The organism is Caulobacter vibrioides (genome assembly GCF_002310375.3).
Lineage (GTDB): Bacteria > Pseudomonadota > Alphaproteobacteria > Caulobacterales > Caulobacteraceae > Caulobacter > Caulobacter vibrioides_D.
In genome coordinates this window covers 3,182,490-3,205,798 of record NZ_CP023315.3, presented here as the reverse complement: position 1 = coordinate 3,205,798, position 23,309 = coordinate 3,182,490, and the positions used below count along the sequence as shown (strand labels likewise).

General features: G+C 68.4%; 24 protein-coding genes. 13 read left to right on the top strand and 11 right to left on the bottom strand.

The annotated features are described in order from the left end of the window. Positions 1–24 precede the first annotated feature (24 nt). Positions 25–453 carry a cytidine deaminase gene (gene cdd, locus CA606_RS15205; RefSeq protein ID WP_096050353.1) on the bottom strand — a complete coding sequence of 143 codons (429 nt, stop codon included), beginning with the start codon at positions 451–453 and terminating at the stop codon, positions 25–27. A gap of 104 nt (positions 454–557) precedes the next feature. Then, positions 558–833, bottom strand: coding sequence for a BolA family protein (locus CA606_RS15200; RefSeq protein WP_096053761.1), 276 nt, complete (start codon positions 831–833; stop codon positions 558–560). A 56-nt stretch (positions 834–889) separates the two neighbouring features. Between CA606_RS15200 and CA606_RS15195 the strand changes: the two genes are divergently transcribed. Further along, positions 890–1,540, top strand: a complete 651-nt coding sequence (locus CA606_RS15195) for a J domain-containing protein (protein ID WP_096050354.1) — start codon at positions 890–892, stop codon at positions 1,538–1,540. A 189-nt stretch (positions 1,541–1,729) separates the two neighbouring features. Here the strand turns inward: CA606_RS15195 and aroB are convergent, their stop codons facing one another. After that, a complete protein-coding gene (aroB, locus tag CA606_RS15190; protein WP_096050355.1) occupies positions 1,730–2,842 on the bottom strand; it encodes a 3-dehydroquinate synthase in 1,113 nt (370 codons plus the stop codon). A gap of 9 nt (positions 2,843–2,851) precedes the next feature. Then, on the bottom strand, positions 2,852–3,454 hold the full coding sequence (locus tag CA606_RS15185) for a shikimate kinase (RefSeq protein ID WP_096050356.1): 603 nt from the start codon (positions 3,452–3,454) through the stop codon (positions 2,852–2,854). A gap of 76 nt (positions 3,455–3,530) precedes the next feature. Here CA606_RS15185 and CA606_RS15180 point away from each other — a divergent pair, with 76 nt between their 5' ends. From CA606_RS15180 to CA606_RS15165, 4 genes are all read left to right on the top strand, one after another. Then, entirely contained in the window at positions 3,531–5,015 is a 1,485-nt protein-coding gene (locus CA606_RS15180) for a hypothetical protein (protein WP_181242619.1), read from the top strand. Next, positions 5,012–5,929, top strand: a complete 918-nt coding sequence (locus tag CA606_RS15175) for a site-specific tyrosine recombinase XerD (RefSeq protein ID WP_096050358.1) — start codon at positions 5,012–5,014, stop codon at positions 5,927–5,929. Before CA606_RS15180 ends, CA606_RS15175 begins: the two co-directional genes overlap by 4 nt. 99 nt (positions 5,930–6,028) lie before the next feature. Beyond that, positions 6,029–6,250, top strand: a complete 222-nt coding sequence (locus CA606_RS15170) for an alkylphosphonate utilization protein (protein ID WP_004621989.1) — start codon at positions 6,029–6,031, stop codon at positions 6,248–6,250. 50 nt (positions 6,251–6,300) lie between these two features. Then, positions 6,301–7,041 carry a hypothetical protein gene (locus tag CA606_RS15165; protein WP_096050359.1) on the top strand — a complete coding sequence of 247 codons (741 nt, stop codon included), beginning with the start codon at positions 6,301–6,303 and terminating at the stop codon, positions 7,039–7,041. Positions 7,042–7,043: 2 nt separating this feature from the next. On the opposite strand, the gene CA606_RS15160 is transcribed toward CA606_RS15165, so the two are convergent. Further along, on the bottom strand, positions 7,044–7,271 hold the full coding sequence (locus CA606_RS15160) for a VOC family protein (RefSeq protein ID WP_233282157.1): 228 nt from the start codon (positions 7,269–7,271) through the stop codon (positions 7,044–7,046). A gap of 143 nt (positions 7,272–7,414) precedes the next feature. Here CA606_RS15160 and CA606_RS15155 point away from each other — a divergent pair, with 143 nt between their 5' ends. From CA606_RS15155 to CA606_RS15145, 3 genes are all read left to right on the top strand, one after another. After that, a complete protein-coding gene (locus CA606_RS15155) occupies positions 7,415–8,416 on the top strand; it encodes an aldo/keto reductase (RefSeq protein WP_096050360.1) in 1,002 nt (333 codons plus the stop codon). A gap of 240 nt (positions 8,417–8,656) precedes the next feature. Continuing rightward, entirely contained in the window at positions 8,657–9,685 is a 1,029-nt protein-coding gene (locus CA606_RS15150) for a mechanosensitive ion channel family protein (RefSeq protein WP_096050361.1), read from the top strand. A gap of 78 nt (positions 9,686–9,763) precedes the next feature. Next, positions 9,764–10,822, top strand: coding sequence for an HpcH/HpaI aldolase/citrate lyase family protein (locus CA606_RS15145; RefSeq protein ID WP_096050362.1), 1,059 nt, complete (start codon positions 9,764–9,766; stop codon positions 10,820–10,822). Between the two features lie 136 nt (positions 10,823–10,958). On the opposite strand, the gene CA606_RS15140 is transcribed toward CA606_RS15145, so the two are convergent. The 3 genes from CA606_RS15140 to CA606_RS15130 form a co-directional block, all read right to left on the bottom strand. Further along, the gene (locus CA606_RS15140; RefSeq protein ID WP_096050363.1) at positions 10,959–11,381 is read right to left on the bottom strand and encodes an OsmC family protein; all 423 of its coding nucleotides are present in this window, start codon (positions 11,379–11,381) and stop codon (positions 10,959–10,961) included. Positions 11,382–11,431: 50 nt separating this feature from the next. Next, complete coding sequence (locus tag CA606_RS15135) at positions 11,432–12,820, bottom strand: cytochrome P450 (protein WP_181242618.1); 1,389 nt, start codon at positions 12,818–12,820, stop codon at positions 11,432–11,434. Positions 12,821–12,920: 100 nt separating this feature from the next. Further along, on the bottom strand, positions 12,921–13,121 hold the full coding sequence (locus CA606_RS15130) for a hypothetical protein (RefSeq protein ID WP_096050364.1): 201 nt from the start codon (positions 13,119–13,121) through the stop codon (positions 12,921–12,923). A 279-nt stretch (positions 13,122–13,400) separates the two neighbouring features. Here CA606_RS15130 and CA606_RS15125 point away from each other — a divergent pair, with 279 nt between their 5' ends. Beyond that, positions 13,401–14,363 carry an acetyl-CoA carboxylase carboxyltransferase subunit alpha gene (locus CA606_RS15125; protein ID WP_096050365.1) on the top strand — a complete coding sequence of 321 codons (963 nt, stop codon included), beginning with the start codon at positions 13,401–13,403 and terminating at the stop codon, positions 14,361–14,363. A 17-nt stretch (positions 14,364–14,380) separates the two neighbouring features. Beyond that, positions 14,381–14,794 carry a lysozyme inhibitor LprI family protein gene (locus CA606_RS15120; protein WP_096050366.1) on the top strand — a complete coding sequence of 138 codons (414 nt, stop codon included), beginning with the start codon at positions 14,381–14,383 and terminating at the stop codon, positions 14,792–14,794. 43 nt (positions 14,795–14,837) lie between these two features. Here CA606_RS15120 and CA606_RS15115 read toward each other — a convergent pair whose 3' ends face one another. After that, positions 14,838–16,712 carry a hybrid sensor histidine kinase/response regulator gene (locus tag CA606_RS15115; RefSeq protein ID WP_096050367.1) on the bottom strand — a complete coding sequence of 625 codons (1,875 nt, stop codon included), beginning with the start codon at positions 16,710–16,712 and terminating at the stop codon, positions 14,838–14,840. Next, on the bottom strand, positions 16,705–17,265 hold the full coding sequence (locus CA606_RS15110) for a heme NO-binding domain-containing protein (RefSeq protein WP_096050368.1): 561 nt from the start codon (positions 17,263–17,265) through the stop codon (positions 16,705–16,707). Before CA606_RS15110 ends, CA606_RS15115 begins: the two co-directional genes overlap by 8 nt. A gap of 329 nt (positions 17,266–17,594) precedes the next feature. Here CA606_RS15110 and CA606_RS15105 point away from each other — a divergent pair, with 329 nt between their 5' ends. Continuing rightward, positions 17,595–18,035: a lysozyme inhibitor LprI family protein gene (locus tag CA606_RS15105; RefSeq protein WP_096050369.1), complete on the top strand. Its 441-nt coding sequence runs from the start codon at positions 17,595–17,597 to the stop codon at positions 18,033–18,035. A gap of 63 nt (positions 18,036–18,098) precedes the next feature. Beyond that, the gene (locus CA606_RS15100) at positions 18,099–19,076 is read left to right on the top strand and encodes an NAD(P)H-dependent flavin oxidoreductase (protein WP_096050370.1); all 978 of its coding nucleotides are present in this window, start codon (positions 18,099–18,101) and stop codon (positions 19,074–19,076) included. Between the two features lie 54 nt (positions 19,077–19,130). Here the strand turns inward: CA606_RS15100 and CA606_RS15095 are convergent, their stop codons facing one another. Further along, positions 19,131–21,626 (bottom strand): TonB-dependent receptor domain-containing protein, encoded by a 2,496-nt coding sequence (locus tag CA606_RS15095; RefSeq protein WP_096050371.1) that lies wholly within the window; start codon positions 21,624–21,626, stop codon positions 19,131–19,133. A gap of 365 nt (positions 21,627–21,991) precedes the next feature. On the opposite strand from CA606_RS15095, the gene CA606_RS15090 reads away from it, so the two are divergent. Further along, complete coding sequence (locus CA606_RS15090; protein WP_181242617.1) at positions 21,992–23,230, top strand: heparan-alpha-glucosaminide N-acetyltransferase domain-containing protein; 1,239 nt, start codon at positions 21,992–21,994, stop codon at positions 23,228–23,230. The last annotated feature ends 79 nt before the right edge of the window (positions 23,231–23,309 follow it).

Genomic DNA, 23,309 nt, shown 5'->3' with positions numbered 1-23,309 from the left:
GCGCGTTCGAGGCGTTCCAGGCGATCAGTCCAGGTCGCGCGGGCCGAACGAGCGGGGCAGCAGGTCCCAGAACGCCACGCGCTCGGTGGGCTTGCCGCCCTGGACCGAGACGATCTGGCAGGTCTCACCGGCGAACTCGGCGATGCGCTGGCGGCAACCGCCGCAGGGCTGGACCACGGCGTCGGAGCCGGCGGCGATCAGCACCTTGTCGATGCGGCGCGCGCCGGCGGCCGTGATCATCGCCCCGATGGCGGTCTGCTCGGCGCAGGTCCCTTGCGGATAGGCGGCGTTCTCGACATTGACGCCGTAGTGGACAGCGCCGGTCTCGTCGATGACCGCTGCGGCCACGGTGAACTTCGAATAGCGGGCGTAAGATCTCGACAGCAGCGCCGGCAGGGCGGCGGCGATCTCGTTTTCGACAGCTTCAGGGGACGGAGGGGCGTCGGCGCTCATGGATGTTCCTGCCACCCGGCAGGATCGCGCCGGGATGGAAGGCAATCAGCGACGACGTCATGGCGCAAGCAGAAAGTAAGTTCGAACTTACCTTTTGCCCGCGCCTAAGCGTCTCCGGGCGCCGATGCGGAGATCGACAGCGCATGTACGGGCCCCGCCAGCTCCTCGGCCAGGACGTGCATGATCATCCGCTGGCGCATGACGCGCGGCTTGCCCGCGAAGGCCTCGGCCTCGATCCGCAGATTGAAGTGGCTCTCGCCCGCGCCCGTATGGCCGGCATGGCCATGGTGCCGGTCACTGTCATCGACCAGTTCGAGGGCGGAAGGCGAAAAAGCGGCTTCCAACTTGCGGCGGATGGTCTCGGCGACGGCGTTCATGATGCGTCTCTTACTTGTCAATCCTTGAACGCAAATAGCGTGGCCTTACTCTAGACGCCATGAACCGGCCGTTCGAGTACCGTCCCAAATTTTACGACATCCGGATCCGTCCGCCCAAGGAGGGCGAGGACGATCCGGCGCACGACGTCCTGGGCCTCAAGCCCGGCGAGAAGCGTTGCGACCATCCCGACTGCCGCCTGGCCGGATCGGCCAAGGCGCCAAAGTCGCGCGACCTGCCCAATGATCACTACTGGTTCTGTCAGCGGCACGCGGCCGAGTACAACAAGAACTGGAACTTCTACGCCGGCATGAGCGAGGCCCAGATCCGGGCCGAGCAGGAGAGCGAGCGGATGACCGGCGGTCGTCCGACCTGGAGCTTCAAGGCCGACGCCAATTCGCGCGAGGCCGCCGCCATGGCCGCCCGCGACGCGCGCCACTTCGCCGATCCGTTCGGCGTCTTCCGCGCCCAGCAACGCCGGGCCGAGGCCGAACGCTCGGCGGCCGAGCGCCGCCTGGGCAAGCTGGAGCGCCAGGCCCTGGCCGACCTCGACCTGGAGGCCACGGCCGACAGCGCCGCGATCAAGGCCCGCTACAAGGAACTGCTCAAGCGCTGCCACCCCGACGCCAACGGCGGCGACCGCAGCGCCGAGCACAAGCTGCAGCGCGTGATCAAGGCCTATAAGCAGCTGCAGAAGTCGGGGATGGTGTAGGGCGTTCTGGCCTCATTCCCCGTGTCATCCCGGGCGGCGAAGCCGACCCGGGGCCCAGGGGGTGGCAAGGCGCTGTGCGGACCGCCCCTGGGTCCCGGCTCTACAGCCCGCTGAGCGGTCTTCCGGCCGGGATGACAACGCGTATTGGATTGTCGGGTTGAGAGGGTTCCGTCTAACCCCGACAGGCTCCTAGACCGCCCCGTCCTCAATCAGGAACGCCTTCAGCGCCGCGCGATCCACGTCCTTGGCGACGAACGCATCGCCGATGCCGCGCGCCAGCACGAAGGTCAGCTTGCCACCCTCGGCCTTCTTGTCCTGGCCGCAGTGAGCGATCAGGGCGTCGGCGGCGAAGGGCTCGGGGCGCACATCGGCCAGCGTGGTCGGCAGGCCGGCGGCCTTGATGGCCGCCTGCGCGCGGACCGCATCCTGGCTAGGGCAGAGGCCAAGCTTGGCCGAGAAGCGGAAGGCCTGGGCCATGCCCACCCCGACGGCCTCGCCATGCTTGAGCGCGTCGCCAAAGCCCATCTCGGCCTCGATGGCGTGACCGAAGGTGTGGCCAAGGTTCAGAAGGGCGCGGCGGCCGGCCTCCTTCTCGTCCTCGGCGACGATCTCGGCCTTCATCTCGACGCTGCGGCCGACGGCGCGCACCAGGGCGTCGACGTCGCGACCCAGCACCGCCTGGACGTTGGTCTCCAGCCATTCGAAGAAGGCGAAGTCGCCCAGGAGGCCGTACTTGATGATCTCGGCATAGCCGCAGGCCAGCTCGCGGGCGGGCAGGGTGGCCAGCACGTCGAGGTCGGCCAAAACCAGGCGCGGCTGGTGGAAGGCCCCGATCAGGTTCTTGCCGCGCGGCGTGTCGATGGCCGTCTTGCCGCCGACCGAGCTGTCGACCTGGGCCAGCAGGGTGGTCGGGACCTGCACGAAGTCGATGCCGCGCTTGTAGATCGCCGCCGCAAAGCCGGCGAGGTCGCCCACGACGCCGCCGCCCAGGGCCACGATCTGGTCGCCGCGCTCCAGGTTCAGGGCCAGCAGGCGGTCGGAAAGATCGGCCAGGCCCTCGAAGCTCTTGCTCTCCTCGCCGGGCGCGATGGTGATGACGTCCACGGTGATCCCTGCGCCTTGCAGCGCGGCGGAGAGACGCTGGCCGTGGTGCGCCCCGACATGGGCGTCGGTGACGACGGCGACGCGCTTGCGCTTGCCCAGCACGGCGGCGACACGCTCGCCGGCCTGATCCAGCAGGCCAGGCCCGATGACCACGTCATAGGCGCGCTCGCCCAGGCCCACAGAGACGGTGCGGATCATGCGAACTCCTTAAGCGCGCGACTGGCGAAGCGCCGTCAGAATGGCCTCGACCGCCACCATGTGCGGGGTGTCGCCGGTCTCGACATGGACCTTGGCCTCGGCATAGGCCGGATAGCGAGCCTCGGCCAGCTCGGTCAGCACCTTCACCGGGTCCTTGCCGCGCACCAGCGGACGGTTGTCCTTGCGCGAGACGCGGCGGGCCAGGAGCTCGACATCGGCCTTCAGCCAGACCGACACGGCCTTCTCGTTGATCAGGGCGCGGGTCTCGGCGTTGACGAAGGCGCCGCCGCCGGTGGCCAGCACGTGCGGCGGCTCGTCCAGCAGCCGGGCGATCACCCGGCGTTCGCCGTCGCGGAAGGCCGGCTCGCCCAGCTCGGCGAAGATCTCGGAGATCGACCGGCCGGCGGCCGCCTCGACCTCATTGTCGGCGTCGCGGAACGGCAGGCCCAGCACATTGGCCAGTCGCCGCCCGACGCTGGACTTGCCCACGCCCATCAGACCCACCAGCACGATGGTCTTGTCGCGCAGCGGGGCCAGCTCGTCGGTGACGGTCGGTGCGGCCTCTGGGGCGACCTCGGGGGCGGTGTCGGGCGTTTGATCGGGCTCGGTCATGATGCGGTCGCGGGTTTACACGAGGCTAGACCAAAGCGCCAAGTTTGCGAGCGCCCAAGTTTGCGAGAGCCCTGTCATGCGTCATAACCGGTCCATGCCTCATTCGATGCGTCTTCCGTCCCTGATCGCCCTGACCGCCGCCCTGCTGGCGCCCACCCTGGCCGCCGCCCAGGAAGAGGTGAGGGTCAAGAGCCTGGCCGCGCCGGACTATTTCTCGAGCGCCTTGGCCGATACCGGTCTGCCGACGGATCTTTGGAAGGACACCGCGCCGGACATCCTGCGCGAGACGCTGCCCCGGATCGGCGGTCCGCGCGGCCTGTCACCGGCCTTCGCCAATCTGGGCCGGCGGATGCTGTCGACCGGCGCCAACGCCCCCGCGCGCATCGGCGAAGACGTCGAGATGGGCGCCCAGCGGGCTCTGGCCCTGATCGCGCTGGGCGAGGCCCGCGCCGTGGACGGCCTGCTGGATCGCACGCCCGGCGCGGCGGGCAGCTCGGCCCTGTCGATGGCCGCAGCCGAGGCGGCGCTGATCACCGGCGCCGACGACAAGGCCTGCGCCGTGCAGGACGCCCTGACGGTAGATCGCGGCGGCGCCTACTGGCTGCGCCTGCGCGCCTTCTGCCAGCTGAAGGCCGGACAGGAGGACGCCGCCCAGCTGACCTTCCAACTGGCCCAGCAGCAGACCAAGGACGCCGACTACGCCCGGCTGATGGGCGCGGCGCTGGCGGGAACCGCGCCCGGCGCGGCCTCGCTGAAGAACGGCGTCAACTACGCCCTGTCGCGCCGCCTGAACCTCGACGTGCGGTCGGCGGCGGCGGTGGCCTCCGCGGCGCCGGCCCTGAGGCCGCTGACGATCTCGGCTTCGGGCGACCTCGCCGGCGTCGCGCCCGGCGCGGACCTGACCGCCGCCGAGGCCTCGGCCCTGGCGTTCCTGCGGCAGGCCAAGACCCTGGCCGCCTTCGTCGAGGCCGCTGAGGCCTCGGCCGCCTCGATCGCCGCCCTGGCCGCCGCCGGCGGGCCGCTGCAGGACCCGGTGCTGATGGCCCGCGCGGCCGTGGCGGCGGGCGATCTGGCCAGCGCCCAGACGATCCGGGCCCGCCTGGTGCAGGACAGCATCCCCGGCGCCAGCGGCGCGGACCTGGCCCTTCTGGACGCCCTGATCACGGCGGCCTCGGGCAAGACCGACAATCAGGTGCTGGGCGCCCTGGTGGCGCGCGGCGCCAGCGGCGGCGCTCGCGCGCCCGCCCAGGCCGCCGCCCTGCTGCTGGCCAGCCTGGGCGGAACCCTGGACGCCGACGCGCGCGGGCAGGTCTATGGTTTCGACGCCGGCAAGTCGGCGGCCCAGCCGGCCCGCCTGCAGTTGCTGGACGATGCGGGCGCGGCCAAGCGTTCGGGCGAGGCGGGGCTTCTGGCCCTGTCGATCGCCGCCGACGCCGGGCTCGCCGGTCCCGCGCCCGTGGACCGGGCTCGCATCGCGCGGGCCTTGCATCAGGCGGGCCTGGACGGCGACGCCCGCGCCATCGTCGTCGAGGGCCTCCTGGGCCTGGCCTACGCCAAATGAGCCAGGGCGAGGCCTGGGCCGACGCCTTTCTGGAGATGATGGCGGTCGAGCGCGCGGCCGCCCGTAACACCCTGACCGCCTATGGCAAGGACCTGGAGGACGCCCGCGCGTTCCTCGGGGCCTCCGGCCACGACCTGCACGACGCCGACGCTGAGACCATCGAGGCCTATTTCCAGGACCTCGGCGCGCGCGGCCTGTCGCCGGCCACGGCCGCCCGCCGTCGCTCGGCCGTGCGGCAGTTCTACCGCTTCGTGCTGGGCGAGGGCTGGCGGACGGACGATCCCTCCCGCCGCGTCGCCGCGCCCAAGGCCGGCCGGCCCCTGCCCAAGGTGCTGGAGCGCGACGAGATCGAGCGCCTGCTGGCCGCCGCCATCGCCAAGGATAGCGCCCAGGGCCTGCGTCTGGCCTGCATGATCGAGCTGATCTACGCCTCGGGCCTGCGGATCTCCGAGCTGCTGGCCCTGCCGCTCTTGGCCCTGGCGCGCGATCCGGCCTATCTGATCGTCAAGGGCAAGGGCGGCAAGGAGCGGCTGGCGCCCCTGAACGATGCGGCCCGGGCGGCGGTGAAGGCTTATCTGGAAGCACGTCCGGCCTTCCTGCCCAAGGGGCAGAAGGACAGTCCATGGCTGTTCCCCTCGCGCGGCGCGACGGGGCGTCTGACCCCGCGCCGGGTGGGGCAATTGCTGGAAGACGCCGCCATCGCCGCCGGCATCGACCGCCAGATGGTCAGCCCCCACGTCTTGCGCCACGCCTTCGCCACCCACTTGCTGGAAGGGGGCGCCGACCTGCGGGTGATCCAGACCCTGCTGGGCCACGCCGACATCGCCACCACCCAGATCTACACCCACGTGGCGGGCGAGCACCTGGCGCACATCGTCCAGACCAAGCATCCGCTTGGGCGCAAGAAGGGGTAGGGCCGGCGGCATTGACGCGCCACCCGGCCAAAGCTTAGGAAAGCCCCCACGAAATTTGCGGGTTTGCCCCTCTGGCCGCCCCATCCTGAAAGGCCCGCCATGTCCGAAGAAACCCGCGACTCCAACGGAACCCTGCTGGCCGACGGCGACACCGTCACCCTGATCAAGGACCTCAAGGTCAAGGGCTCGGGCGGCGTGACTCTGAAGCGTGGCACGGTGGTCAAGAAGATCCGTCTGACCGGCGACCCCGACGAGATCGAAGCCAATGTCGACAAGGTCCGTGGCCTGGTTCTCCGCACCGAGTTCGTCAAGAAGGCCTAACTTAACCTTGGCCTGCTAGGATTGGCCTCCAGACAGGCGGAGAACCGCCGATGGAGGCTGGAAGGCCGATGGTGACGGTGACCGGGCGGGCGGGCGCTATGGCGCTGATGGCCTATGCCAAGAACGCGAAGGGCGAGCCGGCGATCGCGCTGGCCAAGCCGGTGTCCGCAGCCGCGACGCCGGCGGCCAACTCGCCCGAGGCCCGCAAGGCCGCCGAGGCCGCCGAGGCGCTGGCCAAGCTCAAGAAAGAGATGCGGCTGGGCAAGAAAAACGCCATCGGCGACGCCAAGGGCCGCGCCAAGGCCAAGCTGCAGCAGGTGGTGGAACGGCTGAAGCTGCTGAAGAAGATCTACGCCAACGATCCCAAGGCCATGGCCAAGGCCCTGGCCGCCGCGGCCAAGGAGCTGAAGGCGGCCGTCAAGGACTATGGCAAGGCCGCTAAGGAAGCCGGCGAGCTCTACGCCCAGGACTTCGCCAACCTGCCCGACGCCGCGACCGACCCCGAGGGCGCGGCCGCCCAGCGCAGCAAGATCGAGGACGAGGCCAAGATGGAGGCCGCGGGCGACCAGGACTTCATCAAGATGACCCGCGAGATCAGCCGCTCGCTGCGGGAAGAGCTTCAGACCGCCAAGACCAAGGGCATCCTGACCCAGCCGGGCAAGTTCGAGCGTTCCGACGAGGTCAAGGAAGCCGAGGACGGTCTCAAAGAGCTCGACGAGATGACCGAGGACCTGGATCAGCAGGTCCGCCGCGACATGCCGCCCGGCAGCCTGATGACGCTGGCGGCCTAGGGCTACCGCCCCTCGAACGCCGCGCGCATCGCTGCGATATTGATCTTCTTCATCCCCATCATCGCCTGAAGGGCGCGGCCGGCGGCGGCGCGGTCAGGGCTGGTGGTCATCTCGATCAACTGGCGCGGGGTGACCTGCCAGGACAGGCCAAACCGGTCCTTCAACCAGCCGCACGGGCTCTCCTCGCCGCCGCGACCGGGGCGCGCGGCCCAAACGACGGGGCGCGCCAAGGGTGATTGTCGCCGGGGCCGGAATGATTGCCTAATGCTCCACATCGGTGCGCGTGGACCTGTCGATCCGCCCGCTCGCGGCCCATCTTTGACCCGCCGGCGGACGCTCCCGCCGCGCATGATGCGAATAGAGGGAACACCCCATGAAGACGCGTGAACTGGGTGACGGTCTCAAGGTCTCGGCCATTGGCCTCGGCTGCATGGGCATGGGCCAGGTCTATGGCACGGCGCTGGACAAGGCCGACGCCTTCAAGCTGATGGCGCGGGCGGTCGAGCTGGGCGTGACCTTCTTCGACACGGCCGAGGTCTACGGCCCCTTCGCGAACGAGGAACTGGTCGGCGAGGGCCTGAAGCCCTTCCGCGACCAGGTGGTGATCGCCACCAAGTTCGGCTTCGACATCGGGCCGGAGGAGCTGGGCCAGGGCATGGCAAGGGTGCGCGGCGTCAACAGCCGGCCCGAGCATATCCGCAGCGTCGCCGAGGCCTCGCTGAAGCGGCTAGGGATCGAGACGATCGACCTCTTCTACCAGCATCGCGTCGATCCGGCCGTGCCGATCGAGGACGTGGCCGGCACGGTCAAGGACCTGATCGCCGAGGGCAAGGTCAAGCATTTTGGCCTCTCGGAAGCCGGCGCCGCCACGATCCGCAAGGCCCACGCCGTCCAGCCGGTCGCGGCGCTGCAGAGCGAATACTCGCTGTGGTTCCGCGAGCTGGAGGCGCAGATCCTGCCAACACTCCGTGAACTGAAGATTGGTCTGGTGCCCTACAGCCCGCTGGGGCGCGGCTTCCTGGCCGGCGCGGTCAAGGCCGAGACCATGGGCGAGGGCGACTTCCGCAAGGGCCTGCCGCGCTTCCAGGGCGAGGCCCTGGCCAAGAACCTGTCGCTCGTCGAGGCGCTGGCCGCCATCGCCGCCGACAAGGGCGTCACCCCCGCCCAGCTGGCCCTGGCCTGGATCCTCCACCAGGGCGAAGACATCGCCCCGATCCCGGGCACCACCAAGATCCACCGCCTGGAGGAGAATGTCGCCGCCGCCTCGGTGGCCTTCTCGGCCGACGAACTGGCCCGCATCGCCGCCGCCGTGCCCGAGACGGCGATCGAAGGCGAGCGCTACAGCAAGAGCGGCATGGCGATGGTGGGGCGGTAGGGGGGCTGAAAGCCGCTTGCGATCTTGAGCGGACGTAGGCGCCGAAGACGCAAATCCTCCCCCCAGGGGGGAGGAGGCCGAAGGCCGGAGGGGGAAGACACTCTGAGCTTGCCCAACTTCCCCCTCCGTCGGCTTTGCCGACACCTCCCCCGCTAGGGGGAGGATTGGGGCGCACCCCTCCGCAGCCCATCCCAAGCCCGCCCTTGATCCACAGCGTCGCCTGCCCCCACACTCAACCCCATGACCGATAACCCCCTCCACACCCTCGATTCCTTCGAGCTCCTGAAGCTGGGCAAGGCGTCGGTGACGGTGGGGAGTCTGGCGGCGGGGCTGCTCATCGTGCTGGCGGCGCTGTTCGCCGCGCGGCTGACGTCGGCGGGGCTGCGGCGCTTGCGGGCCAGGGCCGGGGGCAACGCCGCCTCGCTGTACATCGTCGAGAAGGTCGCCGGCTACACGCTGGTGGTGGTTGGCGTTATGGCGGGTCTCTCGACCATGGGCCTGGACCTGACCTCGCTGACGGTGTTCGCCGGCGCCCTGGGCGTCGGGGTCGGCCTTGGCCTGCAGGGGGTGATCAAGGACTTCGCTTCTGGCGTTTCCTTGGTGTTCGAGCGCCTGGTGGCGGTGGGCGACTTTGTCGAGCTGCCCAATGGCGGGCGCGGCGTGGTGCACGAGATCGGCCCGCGCGCCACCCGCATCCGCACCAATGACAGCACCGACATCATCGTGCCCAACTCGGTGCTGGTGAACGACCAGGTGATCAACTGGACCCTGCGCGGCACCAATCGCCGCCTGCGGGTGCCGTTCGTCACCGCCTTTGGGACCGACAAGGAAAGGGTGCGCGAGGCGGTGCTGAAGGCCGCCAAGGCCGCCCCCTTCACCTCGCCCGACGACGCCACCCGCCGCGCCCAGGTCTGGCTGGTCGGCTATGGCGAGAGCAGCTTGAAGTTCGAGCTGGTGGTCTGGCCCACCGTCGAGGCCGTGCGGCGTCCGGCGGCGATCTTCGCGGCCTATACCTGGCTGATCGACGATGCGCTGCGCGGGGCGGGGATCGAGATCCCCTATCCGCAGCGCGACATCCGCCTGCGGGGCCTGTTCGGCGAGGAGGGCGAGGAGGCGATGGCCAGCCTGCGCCTGGAGCCCGCCGCGCGCCGCCGCAAGGCGTCCAAGACCGCCCCGCTGGGCTCCAGCAACGACGCCGCCGCCGATCTTGAGCGGGAAGATCCCGAGGAAGCGCCGAAGGTCCCGCCGCCGCCGCCTGAACGACGATAAGCTTGACGCCGTTTTTGCGTCGCCGCATGGTTCTCGCAATTGCGAAATGATCTCCTCGTGAAGGAGACGAAGCGGGGAGTGACCGGCATGAAGACGCCGCGCGGCTTTTTCAAACCCTTGGCCATCGGCGCGCCGACGCCCTACCGCGAGTTGCCCGCCCGCGTGGAGCGGATGATCCACTTCGTGCCGCCGCACCTGGAGAAGGTGCGCGCCAAGCTGCCCGAGATCGCGCCGACGGTGGACGTGATCCTGGCCAATCTGGAAGACGCCATCCCAGCCGACGCGAAGGGCGCGGCCCTGGCGGGCCTGGTGGCCATGTCGCGCGAGGTCGACTTCAAGGCCCTGGGCGTCGGCTTCTGGACGCGGATCAACTGCCTGAACTCGCCCTGGCACCTGGACGAGATCGCCACCATCGTCGAGAAGGCCGGCGACAAGATCGACGTTATAATGGTGCCCAAGGTCGAGGGGCCGTGGGACATCTTCTATATGGACCAGCTCTTGGCCTCGCTGGAGGCCAAGCACGGCGTCACCCGGCCGATCCTGCTGCACGCGATCCTCGAGACGGCCGAAGGCGTGATGAACGTCGAGGCCATTGCGGCGGCCAGCCCGCGCATGCAGGGGATTTCGCTGGGTCCGGCCGACCTGGCCGCCAGCCGCGCCATGAAGACGACCCGCGTGGGCGGGGGTCATCCGGGCTATCGCGTCATCGAAGATCCGCATGCGGATGGTTCTGCGCGGGTCAGCGTTCAGCAGGACCTCTGGCACTACACCTTCGCCAAGATGGTCGACGCCTGCGCGGCCCACGGCATCAAGCCTTTCTACGGTCCGTTCGGGGCGATCGACGATCCGGTGGCCTGCGAGCAGCAGTTCCGCAACGCCTTCCTCATGGGCTGCGCCGGCGCCTGGAGCCTGCACCCCAGCCAGATCGAGATCGCCAAGCGCGTGTTCAGCCCGGACCCCGCCGAGGTCGCCTTCGCCCGCAAGATCCTGGAGGCCATGCCGGATGGGACGGGCGTGGCGATGATCGACGGCAAGATGCAGGACGACGCGACCTGGAAACAGGCCAAGGTGATGGTCGATTGCGCGCGGCAGATTGCGGGCAAGGATGCGGAGTATGCGGCGCTTTATGGGCTGTGAGTCCTAAATCCTCCCCCCAGCGGGGGAGGTGGCGCGAAGCGCCGGAGGGGGAAGTCCTGCTGACCTTGCCTCTTCCCCCTCCGTCGTCTCTTCGAGCCGACACCTCCCCCGCTAGGGGGAGGATTTCCGTCTTCGGCTAGTTCCCCGCCACCGTCGTCACCACCTTCGCGCCCGCCGTCAGCAGCTTGTGGATCGGGCATTTCTCGGCGATCTGGAACAGGCGCTCGCGCTGTTCGTCGGTGAGGTCGCCTTCCAGCGTGATCACCCGCTCGAAGCGCTCATGCGGCGTGGCGTCCTTGTCGAACGACGAGAACACCTCGACGTGCAGGCCGCTGATGTCCCAGCCCTTCTGGTTGGCGTAGAGGCGCAGGGTCATGGTGGTGCAGGCCGCCAGGCCCGCGGCGACCAGCTCATGCGGATCGGGACCAAGGTCCAGGCCGCCCGAGGCGACCGACAGGTCGGCGACGATGGTCGCGGGGCCCGCCGTCACGAAGGTCTGCAGGCCGCCATGGCCGCTGTCGGTGGCGGTGGCGAACGGGCGGGTGGGGGTCTCGGTCATCGGCGGATCCTTCAATGGAGCGCTGAAGCTGGCGCTTCGGCGTCCGCCGTTCAAGGCCGCGCTTGCGTGACCGGCGTCAGGGTGAAGTCCGGCGTGTGGTCGGGACCCAGGGTGATCGAGGCGATCGGGATCACCGGGCGGTCGCTGGCCAGGCCGATCTCGAACCGCTCCAGCAGACTGGCCAGCACGATCTGCGCCTCGGCCAGGGCGAAGCTGGCGCCGATACAGACGCGCGGCCCGGCCCCGAACGGCAGGAAGGCGTCGATCCCCCAGGGATGGGGCTGGTCGATGAAGCGGTCGGGGACGAAGGCGGTCGGGGCGTCCCACAGCTGGCGATGGCGGTGGATCAGCCAGGGGCTGATGGTGACGATCTGGCCCGGAACCACCGGATGATCCATGACCGTGTCGGGCCCGATCGCCTCTCGGGCCAGTAACGGCGCGGTGGGATAAAGCCTCAAGGTCTCGAACAGCACCGAACGCATCAGCGGCCAGGCCTGCAGATCGTCCAGCGCCCGCACGTCGCCGGCCGGCGCGGCCAGCACCTCGGCCCGGAGCCTGTCCTGGGTCGCCGGATCCAGGGCCAGCAGATAGGTCGCCCAGAACAGCAGGCGAGACGTCGTCTCAAAGCCCGCCACCAGCATCGTCCCGCACTGGTCGCGGATCTCATGATTGGACAGGGGGGCGCCGTCTTCGTCGCGTGCGGCCAGCAGGCGGTCCAGAAGATCGCGCGCCTCGGCGTGAGGATGGGCTCGCCGCTCGGCGATCAGGTGCTCCACCGCCTGGAACCAGGCTGCGCCCTGCCGCCGTCGCTCAAAATCGAGAAAGGTCAGATCATCGGCGCCGCGACTGACGAAGTCCATCAGGTTGAAGTGGGCCGGACCCTCCATGTAGCGCCGCACCTTATGGGCAAGCTGATCGCCCTGGGCATCGGCGCGACGCGAGAACAGGGCGCTGAGCACCGCGTCGAGCGTGGCGTGGTGAAAGGCCTCGGAGAGGTCGGCGCGGGCGCGGCCGCTCAGCGCCTCGACCAGGCTGGCCCCGGCGGCGGTGAAGTGGGGCAGGAGACTCTCGACCGCCATCGGCGTGAACACCGGGGCCAGGCTCTTGCGCTGGCGTCGCCAGGTCTCACCCTCGCTCAGCAGCAGGCCATCGCCGGCGATCGGCCGCACGGAGCGGGCCGCCTTCACAGGGCGCAGATAGTTAGGGGAACTGAGAATGCGGCGCGCGGCGGCGGGGTCGCTGACCACCATCCCCGGCTGACCCATGAAGACATAGGGGGTGACGAGGTTGTCGAAGTCGGCCTCGGTCCAGGCCCCCATCAAGTTTCGGCCCATCTCCAGGGCGATGCGCAATTCACCCACGAGCGAGCCGCCGAGCGGGCGAGGGTGAACCTTGGGGGCGGGGGGGATCAACGGCGCGGAGCGGACAAGGGCGTCCATGGTGCGGCCTTCCGGATTTCAGGCGCCCGCAGCGGGCTCCATCCGGAACGGCACCCTAGGCGCGTTCAGGTTGCGATGCAATAATTCATCGAACGTTGAATTATGCGGCGACGGCCTGCGGAGCAAGGACGTCGAACACCCGCTGGGCGCCGCGCCAGACCTCCACGAAGTCACAGCGGCGGTGCATGTCCAGGAGCTCGAAGGCCCGCACACGCGCGGCGTTGTCGTCGGCGCAGGGCGTGACGTCAAAGCGCGAAACCGAGCCGTCGGACTCGACACAGAAGAATGTGAACACCTGCATGGGAACTGTCCGCTCTCACCAGGCGGGGCCGCGCACGTTCGATGGCGGGGGCCGCAAGGATGCAGATCGGCTTCCGCGATCCGCTACAAAACAACATAGGACTCTATGTCGCGATTCACCAGACCAGGAGAGTCTTGAATCGAGACTCACCTGGGGATCGATCCTGTGGACAAAACGAGGCGACAGCAGGGCGGTTCCCGGCCGGAATCTCGCCTCTTTCCCTTCGGGGATTTGGCCTCTAGGTTCGCACCCCTTCATCAACGGCGACGTTAAGAGTCCATGGCCGCCCATTATCTCGATTTCGAACGCCCCATCGCCGACCTGGAAAGCAAGATCGAAGAGCTGAGCCGGCTCTCCGAAACCGCCGGTCCGGGCGCGTTCGACACCGAGATCCAGGCCCTCCGCGACCGCGCTCAAGAGCTGCGCAAGGAGGCCTACGCCAATCTGGACGCTTGGCAGAAGACTATGGTCGCCCGCCACCCGCAGCGGCCGCACCTGCGCGACTATGTGGCCGGCCTGATCGACGAGTTCGTCGAGCTGCGCGGCGACCGCAAGTTCGCCGACGACCAGGCGATCGTGGGCGGCCTTGGCCGGTTCCGTGGCCAGCCCGTCGTGGTCATGGGCCACGAGAAGGGCCACGATACGACCACGCGCCTGAAGCACAATTTCGGCATGGCTCGCCCCGAGGGCTACCGCAAGGCCGTGCGCCTGATGGACATGGCCGAGCGCTTCAACCTGCCGGTCATCACCTTTGTCGACACCGCCGGCGCCTATCCGGGCCTGGGGGCTGAAGAGCGCGGCCAGGCCGAGGCCATCGCCCGTTCGACCGAGCGCTGCCTGACCCTGGGCGTGCCGATGGTGGCCACCATCGTCGGCGAAGGCGGCAGCGGCGGCGCGATCGCCCTGGCCGGCGCCAACCGCGTGCTGATCCTGGAGCACTCGATCTATTCGGTGATCTCGCCGGAAGGCGCGGCCTCGATCCTGTGGCGCGACGGCGCCCGGGCCAAGGATGCGGCCACCCAGATGCGCATCACCGCCCAGGACCTGATCAAGCTGGGCATCGTCGACCGCATCGTCGAAGAGCCCGCCGGCGGCGCCCACTCCGACTCCGAAGCGGCGATCCTGGCCGTCGGCGACGCGGTCGAGGACGAGCTGAAGGCCATGGCCGCCATGAGCCCGGCTGAGTTGAAGACGCAGCGCTCGGAGCGCTTTTACGCCATCGGCCGCGCGGGCCTGCAATAGTCGGACAAGGACCACCCATGCTGCTTCGGAAGATGATGATCGCCGCCGCTCTGCTGTCCGTGGCGCCCGTCGCGACCCAGGCGCAGGCCCAGGACGGCGTCATGTTCAGTCCCGACTATGATCGGTGTCGGGAAAAGCCGGAGAACGACAACACCCCCGGGATCCTTCGGTGCGGCGAAGCCGAGCTCAAGTTTCAGGACGCCCGCCTGAACAAGGCCTACCGGGCGGACATGGCTGACCTGGCCGACGCGCCGGAGGCCAAGGCCGCGCTGCTCAAGGCCCAGCGGGCCTGGATCGCCTTCCGCGACGCCGACTGCGACACGGTCCAGGCGTTGAGCGGCGGCACCATCCGTCCGATCTATGTGCAGAGCTGCTATCTGAAGCACACGGCGCGCCGGGCCCAGGCGCTGGAAGAACTGCTCCAGCCCTGATTCAGATCGTTAGAGCCCTTTTTATCCGATCTGATTGGTTCAATCAGATCGGAGGGGGCTCTAGGCCCTCGCCAGCGACGCGGTTCTGAACATCGGCGAGCACCGCGTAGAGCTCGGCGACCGCGAGCGGCTTGGCCAGGACCCCGTCCGCGCCTGCGGCTCGGTAGCTGCGGATGTCGTCCTCGAAAACATTGGCCGTCAGCATGACGATGGGCGTGCGGTCCTTGCCGATACCCAGGGCGCGGATCGCCTCGACGGCGGACGGACCATCCATTCGCGGCATGTTGGCGTCCATCAGGATGAGGTCGAACGGCGTCGATCGCGCCGCCTCCACCGCAGCCGCGCCGTCTTCGACAACGGTTGGCGTGATGCCGACCTGCTCCAGCAACAAACGCAGGACGCGCTGGTTGGCGGGATTGTCCTCGGCCGCCAGAATCCGCAGCGGCAGGTCGCTCAGCGCATCGACCGGCGCAGGCTCCGCCGGGGCGTCGACGGCCTCTGCCACGAAGCTGAACCAGAACTGCGAACCCCGCTCGGGCGCCGGCTGATAGCCAATGTCGCCGCCCATGGCGCGCAGGTTCGCCGCGCAGATCGCCAGGCCAAGGCCCGCGCCGCCGACCTCGCGTCCCAGCGCGGCTTGCTGGAAGGGGTCAAAGATCCGATCGATGTCCTCGGCCGGTACGCCCGCGCCGCTATCCTCGACCACAATGAGGAAGGTCGGTGAGGCGCTCGTAAGGGCTTCAACGCGGACCAGGATCTTGCCGCCGGTGGGCGTGAACTTGATGGCGTTGGAGACGAGGTTGGTCAGGGTTTGCTCGATCTTGCCGCTGTCCGCCGAAATCCAGCAGGGGTCAGGGCAGGCCGAGAGGTCCAGGTGAAGGTCAAGCTGCGCGGCGCTGGCCGCAGCGCGCCAGACACCGGTTACCTCGCGCGCCAGATCGACGAGGTTGAAGGGGCTGGGGACCAGCGGCGTGGCGCCGCTTTCGATGCGGGCGAAATCCAGAACCGAGCTCAACAGGCGCAGGAGCATGCCGCCGGCCTGGCGCACACCGTCGACATGCTCGCGCTGTGTCGCGTCGAGAGGGCTTCGGGCAAGGACCTCCGCCAGCCCGAGCACCGCGTTCAGCGGTGTGCGAACCTCATGGCTGGCGACCGCCAGGAGATGGGTCTTGGCCCGGCTGGCGGCCTCGGCCGCCGCAAGGCTTTCCTCAAGCCGCGCGCGGGCGTCCTGCGCGGCCCGCTCGGCCCTGCGCCGCTCGAACACCCGCCCCAGCACCGCGCCGACCTGGTCGAGAAAGGCGAGCGTCTCCGCGTCAGGGCCTCGGCCGTGGTCGTGGAAGAACTCGACGATCGCAGCAATCTCGTCGCCGACCAGAATGGGAAAGCCGACGCCCTGATTGAGGCCAAGGGCGGCTGCGGCGCGCCGGCGCTCGGGTGGGCAACTGGCGAGGCTCTCGATGGAGCAGGCGCCGCGCAGCCGCATCACCTGGCCAAGTACGCCGCCGCCAATCTGGGCGCGGCGCGGGGTGGTCGCCCGCCGAAGCGCCGCGATGTCCGTATCGGGCGGGGCCAGCCACAACGCCGAGGGTTGCAGCCAGTCCATCGCCTCGGCGTCGGTCTCGACCAGTTGGACGTGTCCGACGGGCCAGCCTGTCTGGCTTCCGATCGCCCTGAGCGCGGCGCGCAGGATGGTGTCGAGATCGTCGCTGCGATTGGCCTCGAGCGCCAGGTCCGCCAGGAGCCGCATCCGCTCGCCTTGCCGGTAGAGGCGATGGGTCGCCGCCTCGGCGATCGCTTCCGCCTCGCGCCGCGCCAGCAGTTCGCGGCTCAGCCGGCGTTCCAGACGGGCGATGCGCGCTTCGCGGTCCGAGGCGGCGTCGACCTGGGCGGGCGAAAACGGGATGACGGCGCTAGTCATTCGCCGCCGCCTCTAGAGGCGGCCAGCCGATATGGAAGACACAGGCGCTGTCGCCCTTTTCCACGCACGCGGCGTGTTCAAAGGTGATGACCTCGTGAAACTGTCGCGCGGCGCCCTCGGTGAAGCCCTGCGCCAGGGCGCACATGCGCCGCTGTGACGTGTAGGCCATGGCGACGCCGCCGGCGTCGATCGCCCGCAGCTTCAGGTGGGGACACGCCGCACCCGCATAGAGCTTGTGCACCTCGGCATGGATGATGTCGTTGACGCCCGCCAGGAAGCTGCGCGAGCTCACATGGCCCTCGAAGAACACGGGATAGGCGCGCGCCAGGTGCGGCATTGCTTCCTGCCCGAACCAGCGCAGGAGCTCGCTGCGCGACAGGGACAGTCGGGCGCTGGCCGTCTCGACCAGGGTCTCCCACTCCTCGTCGTCATAGCTGCCCAGCGAGGTGTAGGCGCCGGACACGCCGGCTTCGTCGAGGATATCGTCCCAGGCGTCCGCCCCATGGGCGGCCGAGACAACCTCCTGCAACAGGTTGAAGATCACACCCTTCATCGCGCCGCCCGTTCTGTTCGCGACCGTCCAAGAGCCTTGGCCGTCCGCGCTCCCTGATTTTTTATTGGCGACGCCCGCCCGACGAGGCGTGCACGACGCTCGTCGAACAAAGACTTTCTTAACTTAAGTGTTTTCGATACGCGATCGTTTGCACGGACCCGGAGGCGCGGCCTTCGGTCGCAAGACCCAGGGTTCCATCGTCGCGGCCATGAAAGCGCGCATTGAGTCGCAAGGGCTCAGCTCGGCGTCAGGAGGCTTCAAGCGTAGGGCCGTCGGGATTTTCCGCGGGTGTCGAAGCGCGTTACAGTGCCCGCCAAGGAGCCTTCACGATGAACCCACGTCTCGTCCGCGCCTGGATGGCGGCCGCTTTGCTGGGTTTGGTCGCGTCCGATGCGTCGGCGCAAGCGGCCAAACCGGCGGCGTCGCCCAAAGCCGCGAGCCGGTCGATGACAGCGCTCGATCGCTGTCTCGCGACGCCCGAGGGGCAGTCGACCTACGGCATGATTGACTGCATCGGCAAGGAGGTCGGCGTTCAGGACGCCCGCCTCAATCGCGCCTATCAGGCCGCTCTCATGCGGTTGGAGCGTCCGCGCCAGAAGGCGGCATTGCAGAAGGCCCAGCGCGCCTGGATCGCCTTCCGCGACGCCGATTGCGCCGCCTATGTCGATGAGGACTGGGGCTCCCTGGCCCGCGTCGAGGCCAACCAGTGCGTGCTGGATCGCACCCGCCAGAGGGCCGAGGAACTGGAGCGATATCGAGCCGGCTATTAGGCGCTTGCCTGACGTAGCGGGCGCCGCCGCATAGTCTCTCAAAACTGGAGGGAGAAGGCGGCCATGGCCATCAAGACGCGTTTCACCGAGCTGTTCGGCGTCGAGCACCCGATCGCTCAAGGCGGCATGCAGTGGGTCGGCAAGGCCGAGCTGGTCAGCGCCGTCGCCAATGCGGGAGCTCTAGGCTTCCTCACCGCATTGACCCAGCCGACGCCCGAGGCGCTGTCCAAGGAAATCGCCCGCACCCGTGAGATGACCGACAAGCCGTTCGGCGTGAACCTGACCATCCTGCCCACCATGACCCCGCCGCCCTACGCCGAGTACCGGGCTGCGATCATCGAAAGCGGCGTCAAGATCGTCGAGACCGCCGGCTACAAGCCGCAGGAGCATGTCGACGACCTCAGGGCCAATGGCGTGAAGGTGATCCACAAGTGCACCGCCGTCCGCCACGCGCTGAGCGCTGAGCGCATGGGTGTGGACGCCATCTCGATCGACGGTTTCGAGTGCGCCGGTCACCCGGGCGAGGACGACATTCCCGGCCTGATCCTGATCGCCGCCGCCGCTGACAAGGTGAAGATCCCGATGCTGGCCTCGGGCGGCATCGCCGACTCGCGCGGCCTGGTCGCGGCCCTGGCGCTGGGCGCCGACGGGGTCAACATGGGCACCCGCTTCTGCGTCACCCAGGAGGCGCCGATCCCGATGGCCTTCAAGGAGCAGATGGTGGCCAATGACGAACGCCAGACCGATCTGATCTTCCGCACCCTGCACAACACCGCCCGCGTCATGCGCAACGCGGTCAGCCAGGAAGTGGTGCAGATCGAGCGGGCCGGCGGCGCCAAGTTCGAGGACGTGGCCCATCTGGTGGCCGGTACGCGCGGCCGCGACGCCCTGGCCCAGGGCGACACCGACGGCGGCATCTGGAGCGCCGGCATGGTCCAGGGCCTGATCCACGACATCCCGACGGTCAAAGACCTCGTCGACCGCATGGTCGCCGAGGCCGAGACCCTGATCCGCGGGCGTCTGGCCGGGATGGTCGGCTGAGGCCTGTAAGAGAGATGGCTGGGCGCGGGACTGCGCCCAGCCTCCTCGTCCAAACTAGAAGCTCATGCGGGCCGACATGGACACCGTGCGTCCGTTGACCGCGCGCCCCAGGCCGATGCCGTTGGTCGGAACCGACGGGGTGGTGATCTCGATGAAGGCGACCTTGTCGAACAGGTTTTCGACATTCAGCATCAGCTGGATATTGTCCTTCAGGCGGTACTGGGCGAAGGCGCCGACCAGCGTATAGCCGGGCATCTTCATCAGGTTGTTGTCCTGCACCCAGCTGTCGGTCGTGCCGATGATGTTGGCGCCGACCGTCGCCTTGCCCAGGTCAAACTGGGGCGTGGCCTGATAGATGAAGTCGGGCTGGCGGCGCGGGACCTTGCCGGCGACGGCGGCGTTCAGCTTGTCATTGACCAGCTCGGCGTTGGTGTAGGTCACTCCGCCGCGCACGCTGAACGGACCGTGGCGATAGGTCCCTTCGGCTTCCACGCCATAGGCCTTGTAGGTCCGATCGGTGGTGATGGCGCCGGCCTGCACGTTGGTGTCTTCGGTGTCGGCGCTGAAGCCGGTGACGTTCACCGTGAAGTTCGGGGCGCGGTATTTGAAGCCGGCTTCGAACTGTTTGACGATGTCGAAGCCGTCGGCCTTGTTGATCAGGCTGCCGTCGGTGGTGCTGACCTTGGTCGAGAACAGGAGCTTGTCGGCCCCGGCCCGCGCCCCGCGGCTGTAGCGGGCGAAGACCGCGAACGGCTCGGCGACGCGGTAGTTCACGCCCACCGAGTAGCTGTAATAGCCGTAGTTGTAGCGAACGGGCGCCGGGCGATCGAAGGGCGTGAAGGCGGTCTTGGACTCGGCGACGGAGATGACGTTGTCGCCGTTGAAGTCGACCGACTTGATGCCGATGCGGCCCCCGCCCAGATCCGCGCCGTAGAGGTCGCCGCGCACGCGGCCGCCGTCATGGCGCAGGCTGCCCCCGATCGCGATCTTGCCGATGCGATAGTTCAGCGAGCCGTAGGGCGCGGTGATGTTGTAGCGGACGTCGTAGCTGCGTCGGAAGAATGCCGTGGGGCCCGACCGGTTGAAGCCCAGATAGCCGTTCTGGGTCTGCGGGACGCCCGCGGCGTTGGTGTAGTTGATCAGCGCCGAGCCGCCGTCGGCGGCCACGTCCTGGATGTGGTTACTGTACAGCCAGTCGCTGGTGTAGTCCTGCAGCGACTTGTAGAGCCCGCCGGTCACGGTCAGCTCGCCCTCGCCCAAGGGGTAGGCGCGCGTGGCGCGCAGGTCGTTGATGAAGTTGTTCAGCGAGCGCGACTCGATGCGGTTCAGCGAGGTCCCCACGATCAGGCCGTTGCCGTTCAGCGTGCCGAGGTTGGTGATGGCCTGGCCGGCGCGCGGGCCCGTGGCGTAGCTGAAGGTTCCCGTGCCGCCGCCCAGCGCGGCGGGCATGGCGGCGCCCGAATAGATGTTGGCGACCAGGTTGCGGGTCGTCCCGCCCTCGATGTCCGAGTAGCGGCCGCGCTGGGTGATCGTCCAGCCGTGGATGTCGAATTGCGACTCCAGGCCGATCGATTTCACCAGGGCGTTCATGCCCTGGCTGAGCGGCAGCTGGACCGGCTTGTTGTCGGCGTCCAGCGTGATGAGGTTGCCCAGATGGCCGGCGTTCATCGAGTCGCGCCGGACGTCATAGGTGTTGAAGCTGCCATAGACCGGATCGTCATTGGTGCCGGTGATGCGCACGGGGCCGGGCAGATAGTGCGGCGAGCGATCATCCAGATACTTGCCGGAGATCCGGACGTACCCGTGCTCGAACTGCTTGGTCATGTTGAACTTCAGCTGACCGCCCTTGAAGGCGTCGTAGCCGATCTTCCGAGGCCCTTCGCCCACCCGGTAGAAGCCGCCGATGTGGAAGCGCAGCGTGTCGCTGATGGGCGCGCCGTACTCGAAGTCCACGCGGTTGGAGTCGTAGTCGAGGCCGGTGGTCAGCAGGACCGAGCCGCCCTTCACCTCCCCGGTCTTGGAGATCAGGTTGATCACGCCGGCCGGCGCGTTCGACGCAAAGGTCGACGACGAGCCGCCCCGGATGGACTCGACCGCAGCCAGGTTCAGATCGGCGCGGATATAGATGTCCACCGCGCCGTTGAAGAAGTCGCCGAACTCCAGGACCGGCAGGCCGTCTTCCTGCAACTGCATGTACTTGGACCCGCCCGAGGCCAGCGGCAGGCCGCGGATCGTGTAGGCGGAGCTGCCGTCGCCGGTCGACGACTCGGTGCGGATGCCTGGCAGGTTGCGCAGCAGGTCGCCTAGCGAACGACCGCCCGAGACCGCGATGTCCTTCTCGCGCAGCGCGCTGGTCGAGGTGGCGCTGTCGAGGCGATCGCGCCCCTTGGCGACGCCGGTGGAGAAGACCTCTTCGCGACTGGCCTGTGCGTTCGCCGCGGGCTTTGCAGAGGCGTCGGCGGCCTTGGTTGCGCCGGTTTCAGCCAGCGCATACGCGGGTGCGACAAATAGTAGCGGTACAATCGCTGCCGAGACAAAGAGCATCTTCATAGCTGGCCTTTCCTCCGCCATTCTTGTGGAAGTATAGGGCCATGGTGGTGCTTATCGCTTCGTAAACGTCAGACTTGTGTTCGCCGCGTTTAACGAGTCGATACCCATAAAATGCATGGAAAAAGCCAATTTCTATTGAGATGAGACCTTCTGTCGCAGTCTATTATTTGTATCTCGCGGTTCGGCGCCGGGCCTTGGGGCGGCCCTGAGGCGGTCGTGCGCGAAACCTTGGCGTCGGCGTGTCCGCTCCGCTAACGTCCTGGGCGTGGCGCTCCATCCTGTCGCGCCATCCGCGAAAACGCTGGAGGCGCTGCGCTGAGACCGTCAGTGTCCCGCCCATCCGGCGACACGAGGGGGGAGCAGGGATGAGCGGTGCGTCAAGAGTGTCGGGGGACGTCGTGGAGGATCCAAGCCTGGCGGCCCCAGCGGCCTCCGCCCCTGCGCGCCTGGTCTGGGTGGACCAGTTGCGCGGCCTGATCATGGTCATCATGGCGCTGGACCATGTGCGGGACTTTATCCATCGCGGGGCGATGTCGGCGCTGCCGACCGACCTGGCCACGACGACGCCGCTGCTGTTCGCCACGCGCTGGATCACCCATGTCTGCGCGCCGACCTTCGCGCTGACGGCGGGCGTCGGCGCCTATCTCTGGTGGCGCAAGGGGCGCAGCAAGGCCCAGCTCTCCGGGTTCCTGGTGTCGCGCGGGCTGTGGCTGATGCTGCTCGAGCTGGTGGTCATGCGCCTGGCCTATTACTTCTCGGTGTCGCTGCAGAGCCCGGTTCTCTTGCTCGTTCTTTGGGCGTTGGGGCTGTCCATGATCGTCCTGGCCGCGCTGGTCTGGCTGCCCAGGACTTGGCTCGCCCCGCTGGCGATCGCGATCCTGCTGCTGCACCCCCTGCTGGACATCGCCCCCTTCGGCGCCGGCTTGGGCTTCATCCACGAGGTGGCGGTCTTCCAGGTCCTGGGCGCGACCGTGGTGAGCCCGTACCCGCTCATCCCTTGGGCGGCGATCATGCTGCTGGGCTTTGCGCTGGGTCCGGCGATCGAGGCGGGCCGCATCAGCGCTCGGGCGTTCGCGGGGCTTGGCCTCATCGCCCTGGTCGCCTTCACCGCCCTGCGCGTGGTCAACGTGTACGGCGACCCCGCGCCATGGAGTCAGCAAAGCACGCCGATCTTTAGCGTGATGTCGTTCGTCAATGTCACCAAGTATCCGGCCTCGCTCGACTTCGTACTGTTGACGCTGGGCCTGATCTTCCTGCTGGCGGCGGTCCTGGTGCGAGCGCCGGGCCGGCCGGCCGGCGTCAGGGCCGCGCTGGAGGTGCTGGGGCGCGTGCCGCTGTTCTACTATCTCCTGCACTTCTTCCTGGCGCACCTGATCGCGGCGGGCTTGGCCCTGGCGACCTACGGCTGGAAGGCGTGGGACTTCGTCTTCACGCCCTATCCGCCGCTGGGCGGCGCGAAGGACGCTTTCCCCGCCGACTTCGGCCACAACCTCGCCGTCGTCTATGCGGTCTGGCTGGTCGTCGTGGCCCTCTGCTATCCGGCCTGCCTCTGGTACGGGCGGGTGAAGGCGCAGCGCCGGGGAGGGTGGTTGAGCTACCTGTAGGCCGGGTTTGTAGCGGGCGCGGCTCCATCTTGGCGCGCGGGGCTGAGCGGCTGCAATTCAAGCGGCGTTAACGCCTCGG

Coding starts and splice junctions, on each gene's coding strand:
- cdd (WP_096050353.1), bottom strand. CDS start 453: ATGAGCGCCGACGCCCCTCCGTCCCCTGAAGCTGTCGAAAACGAGATC.
- CA606_RS15195 (WP_096050354.1), top strand. CDS start 890: ATGAACCGGCCGTTCGAGTACCGTCCCAAATTTTACGACATCCGGATC.
- aroB (WP_096050355.1), bottom strand. CDS start 2,842: ATGATCCGCACCGTCTCTGTGGGCCTGGGCGAGCGCGCCTATGACGTG.
- CA606_RS15185 (WP_096050356.1), bottom strand. CDS start 3,454: ATGACCGAGCCCGATCAAACGCCCGACACCGCCCCCGAGGTCGCCCCA.
- CA606_RS15180 (WP_181242619.1), top strand. CDS start 3,531: ATGCGTCATAACCGGTCCATGCCTCATTCGATGCGTCTTCCGTCCCTG.
- CA606_RS15175 (WP_096050358.1), top strand. CDS start 5,012: ATGAGCCAGGGCGAGGCCTGGGCCGACGCCTTTCTGGAGATGATGGCG.
- CA606_RS15170 (WP_004621989.1), top strand. CDS start 6,029: ATGTCCGAAGAAACCCGCGACTCCAACGGAACCCTGCTGGCCGACGGC.
- CA606_RS15165 (WP_096050359.1), top strand. CDS start 6,301: ATGGAGGCTGGAAGGCCGATGGTGACGGTGACCGGGCGGGCGGGCGCT.
- CA606_RS15155 (WP_096050360.1), top strand. CDS start 7,415: ATGAAGACGCGTGAACTGGGTGACGGTCTCAAGGTCTCGGCCATTGGC.
- CA606_RS15150 (WP_096050361.1), top strand. CDS start 8,657: ATGACCGATAACCCCCTCCACACCCTCGATTCCTTCGAGCTCCTGAAG.
- CA606_RS15140 (WP_096050363.1), bottom strand. CDS start 11,381: ATGACCGAGACCCCCACCCGCCCGTTCGCCACCGCCACCGACAGCGGC.
- CA606_RS15135 (WP_181242618.1), bottom strand. CDS start 12,820: ATGGACGCCCTTGTCCGCTCCGCGCCGTTGATCCCCCCCGCCCCCAAG.
- CA606_RS15130 (WP_096050364.1), bottom strand. CDS start 13,121: ATGCAGGTGTTCACATTCTTCTGTGTCGAGTCCGACGGCTCGGTTTCG.
- CA606_RS15125 (WP_096050365.1), top strand. CDS start 13,401: ATGGCCGCCCATTATCTCGATTTCGAACGCCCCATCGCCGACCTGGAA.
- CA606_RS15120 (WP_096050366.1), top strand. CDS start 14,381: ATGCTGCTTCGGAAGATGATGATCGCCGCCGCTCTGCTGTCCGTGGCG.
- CA606_RS15115 (WP_096050367.1), bottom strand. CDS start 16,712: ATGACTAGCGCCGTCATCCCGTTTTCGCCCGCCCAGGTCGACGCCGCC.
- CA606_RS15110 (WP_096050368.1), bottom strand. CDS start 17,265: ATGAAGGGTGTGATCTTCAACCTGTTGCAGGAGGTTGTCTCGGCCGCC.
- CA606_RS15105 (WP_096050369.1), top strand. CDS start 17,595: ATGAACCCACGTCTCGTCCGCGCCTGGATGGCGGCCGCTTTGCTGGGT.
- CA606_RS15100 (WP_096050370.1), top strand. CDS start 18,099: ATGGCCATCAAGACGCGTTTCACCGAGCTGTTCGGCGTCGAGCACCCG.
- CA606_RS15095 (WP_096050371.1), bottom strand. CDS start 21,626: ATGAAGATGCTCTTTGTCTCGGCAGCGATTGTACCGCTACTATTTGTC.
- CA606_RS15090 (WP_181242617.1), top strand. CDS start 21,992: ATGAGCGGTGCGTCAAGAGTGTCGGGGGACGTCGTGGAGGATCCAAGC.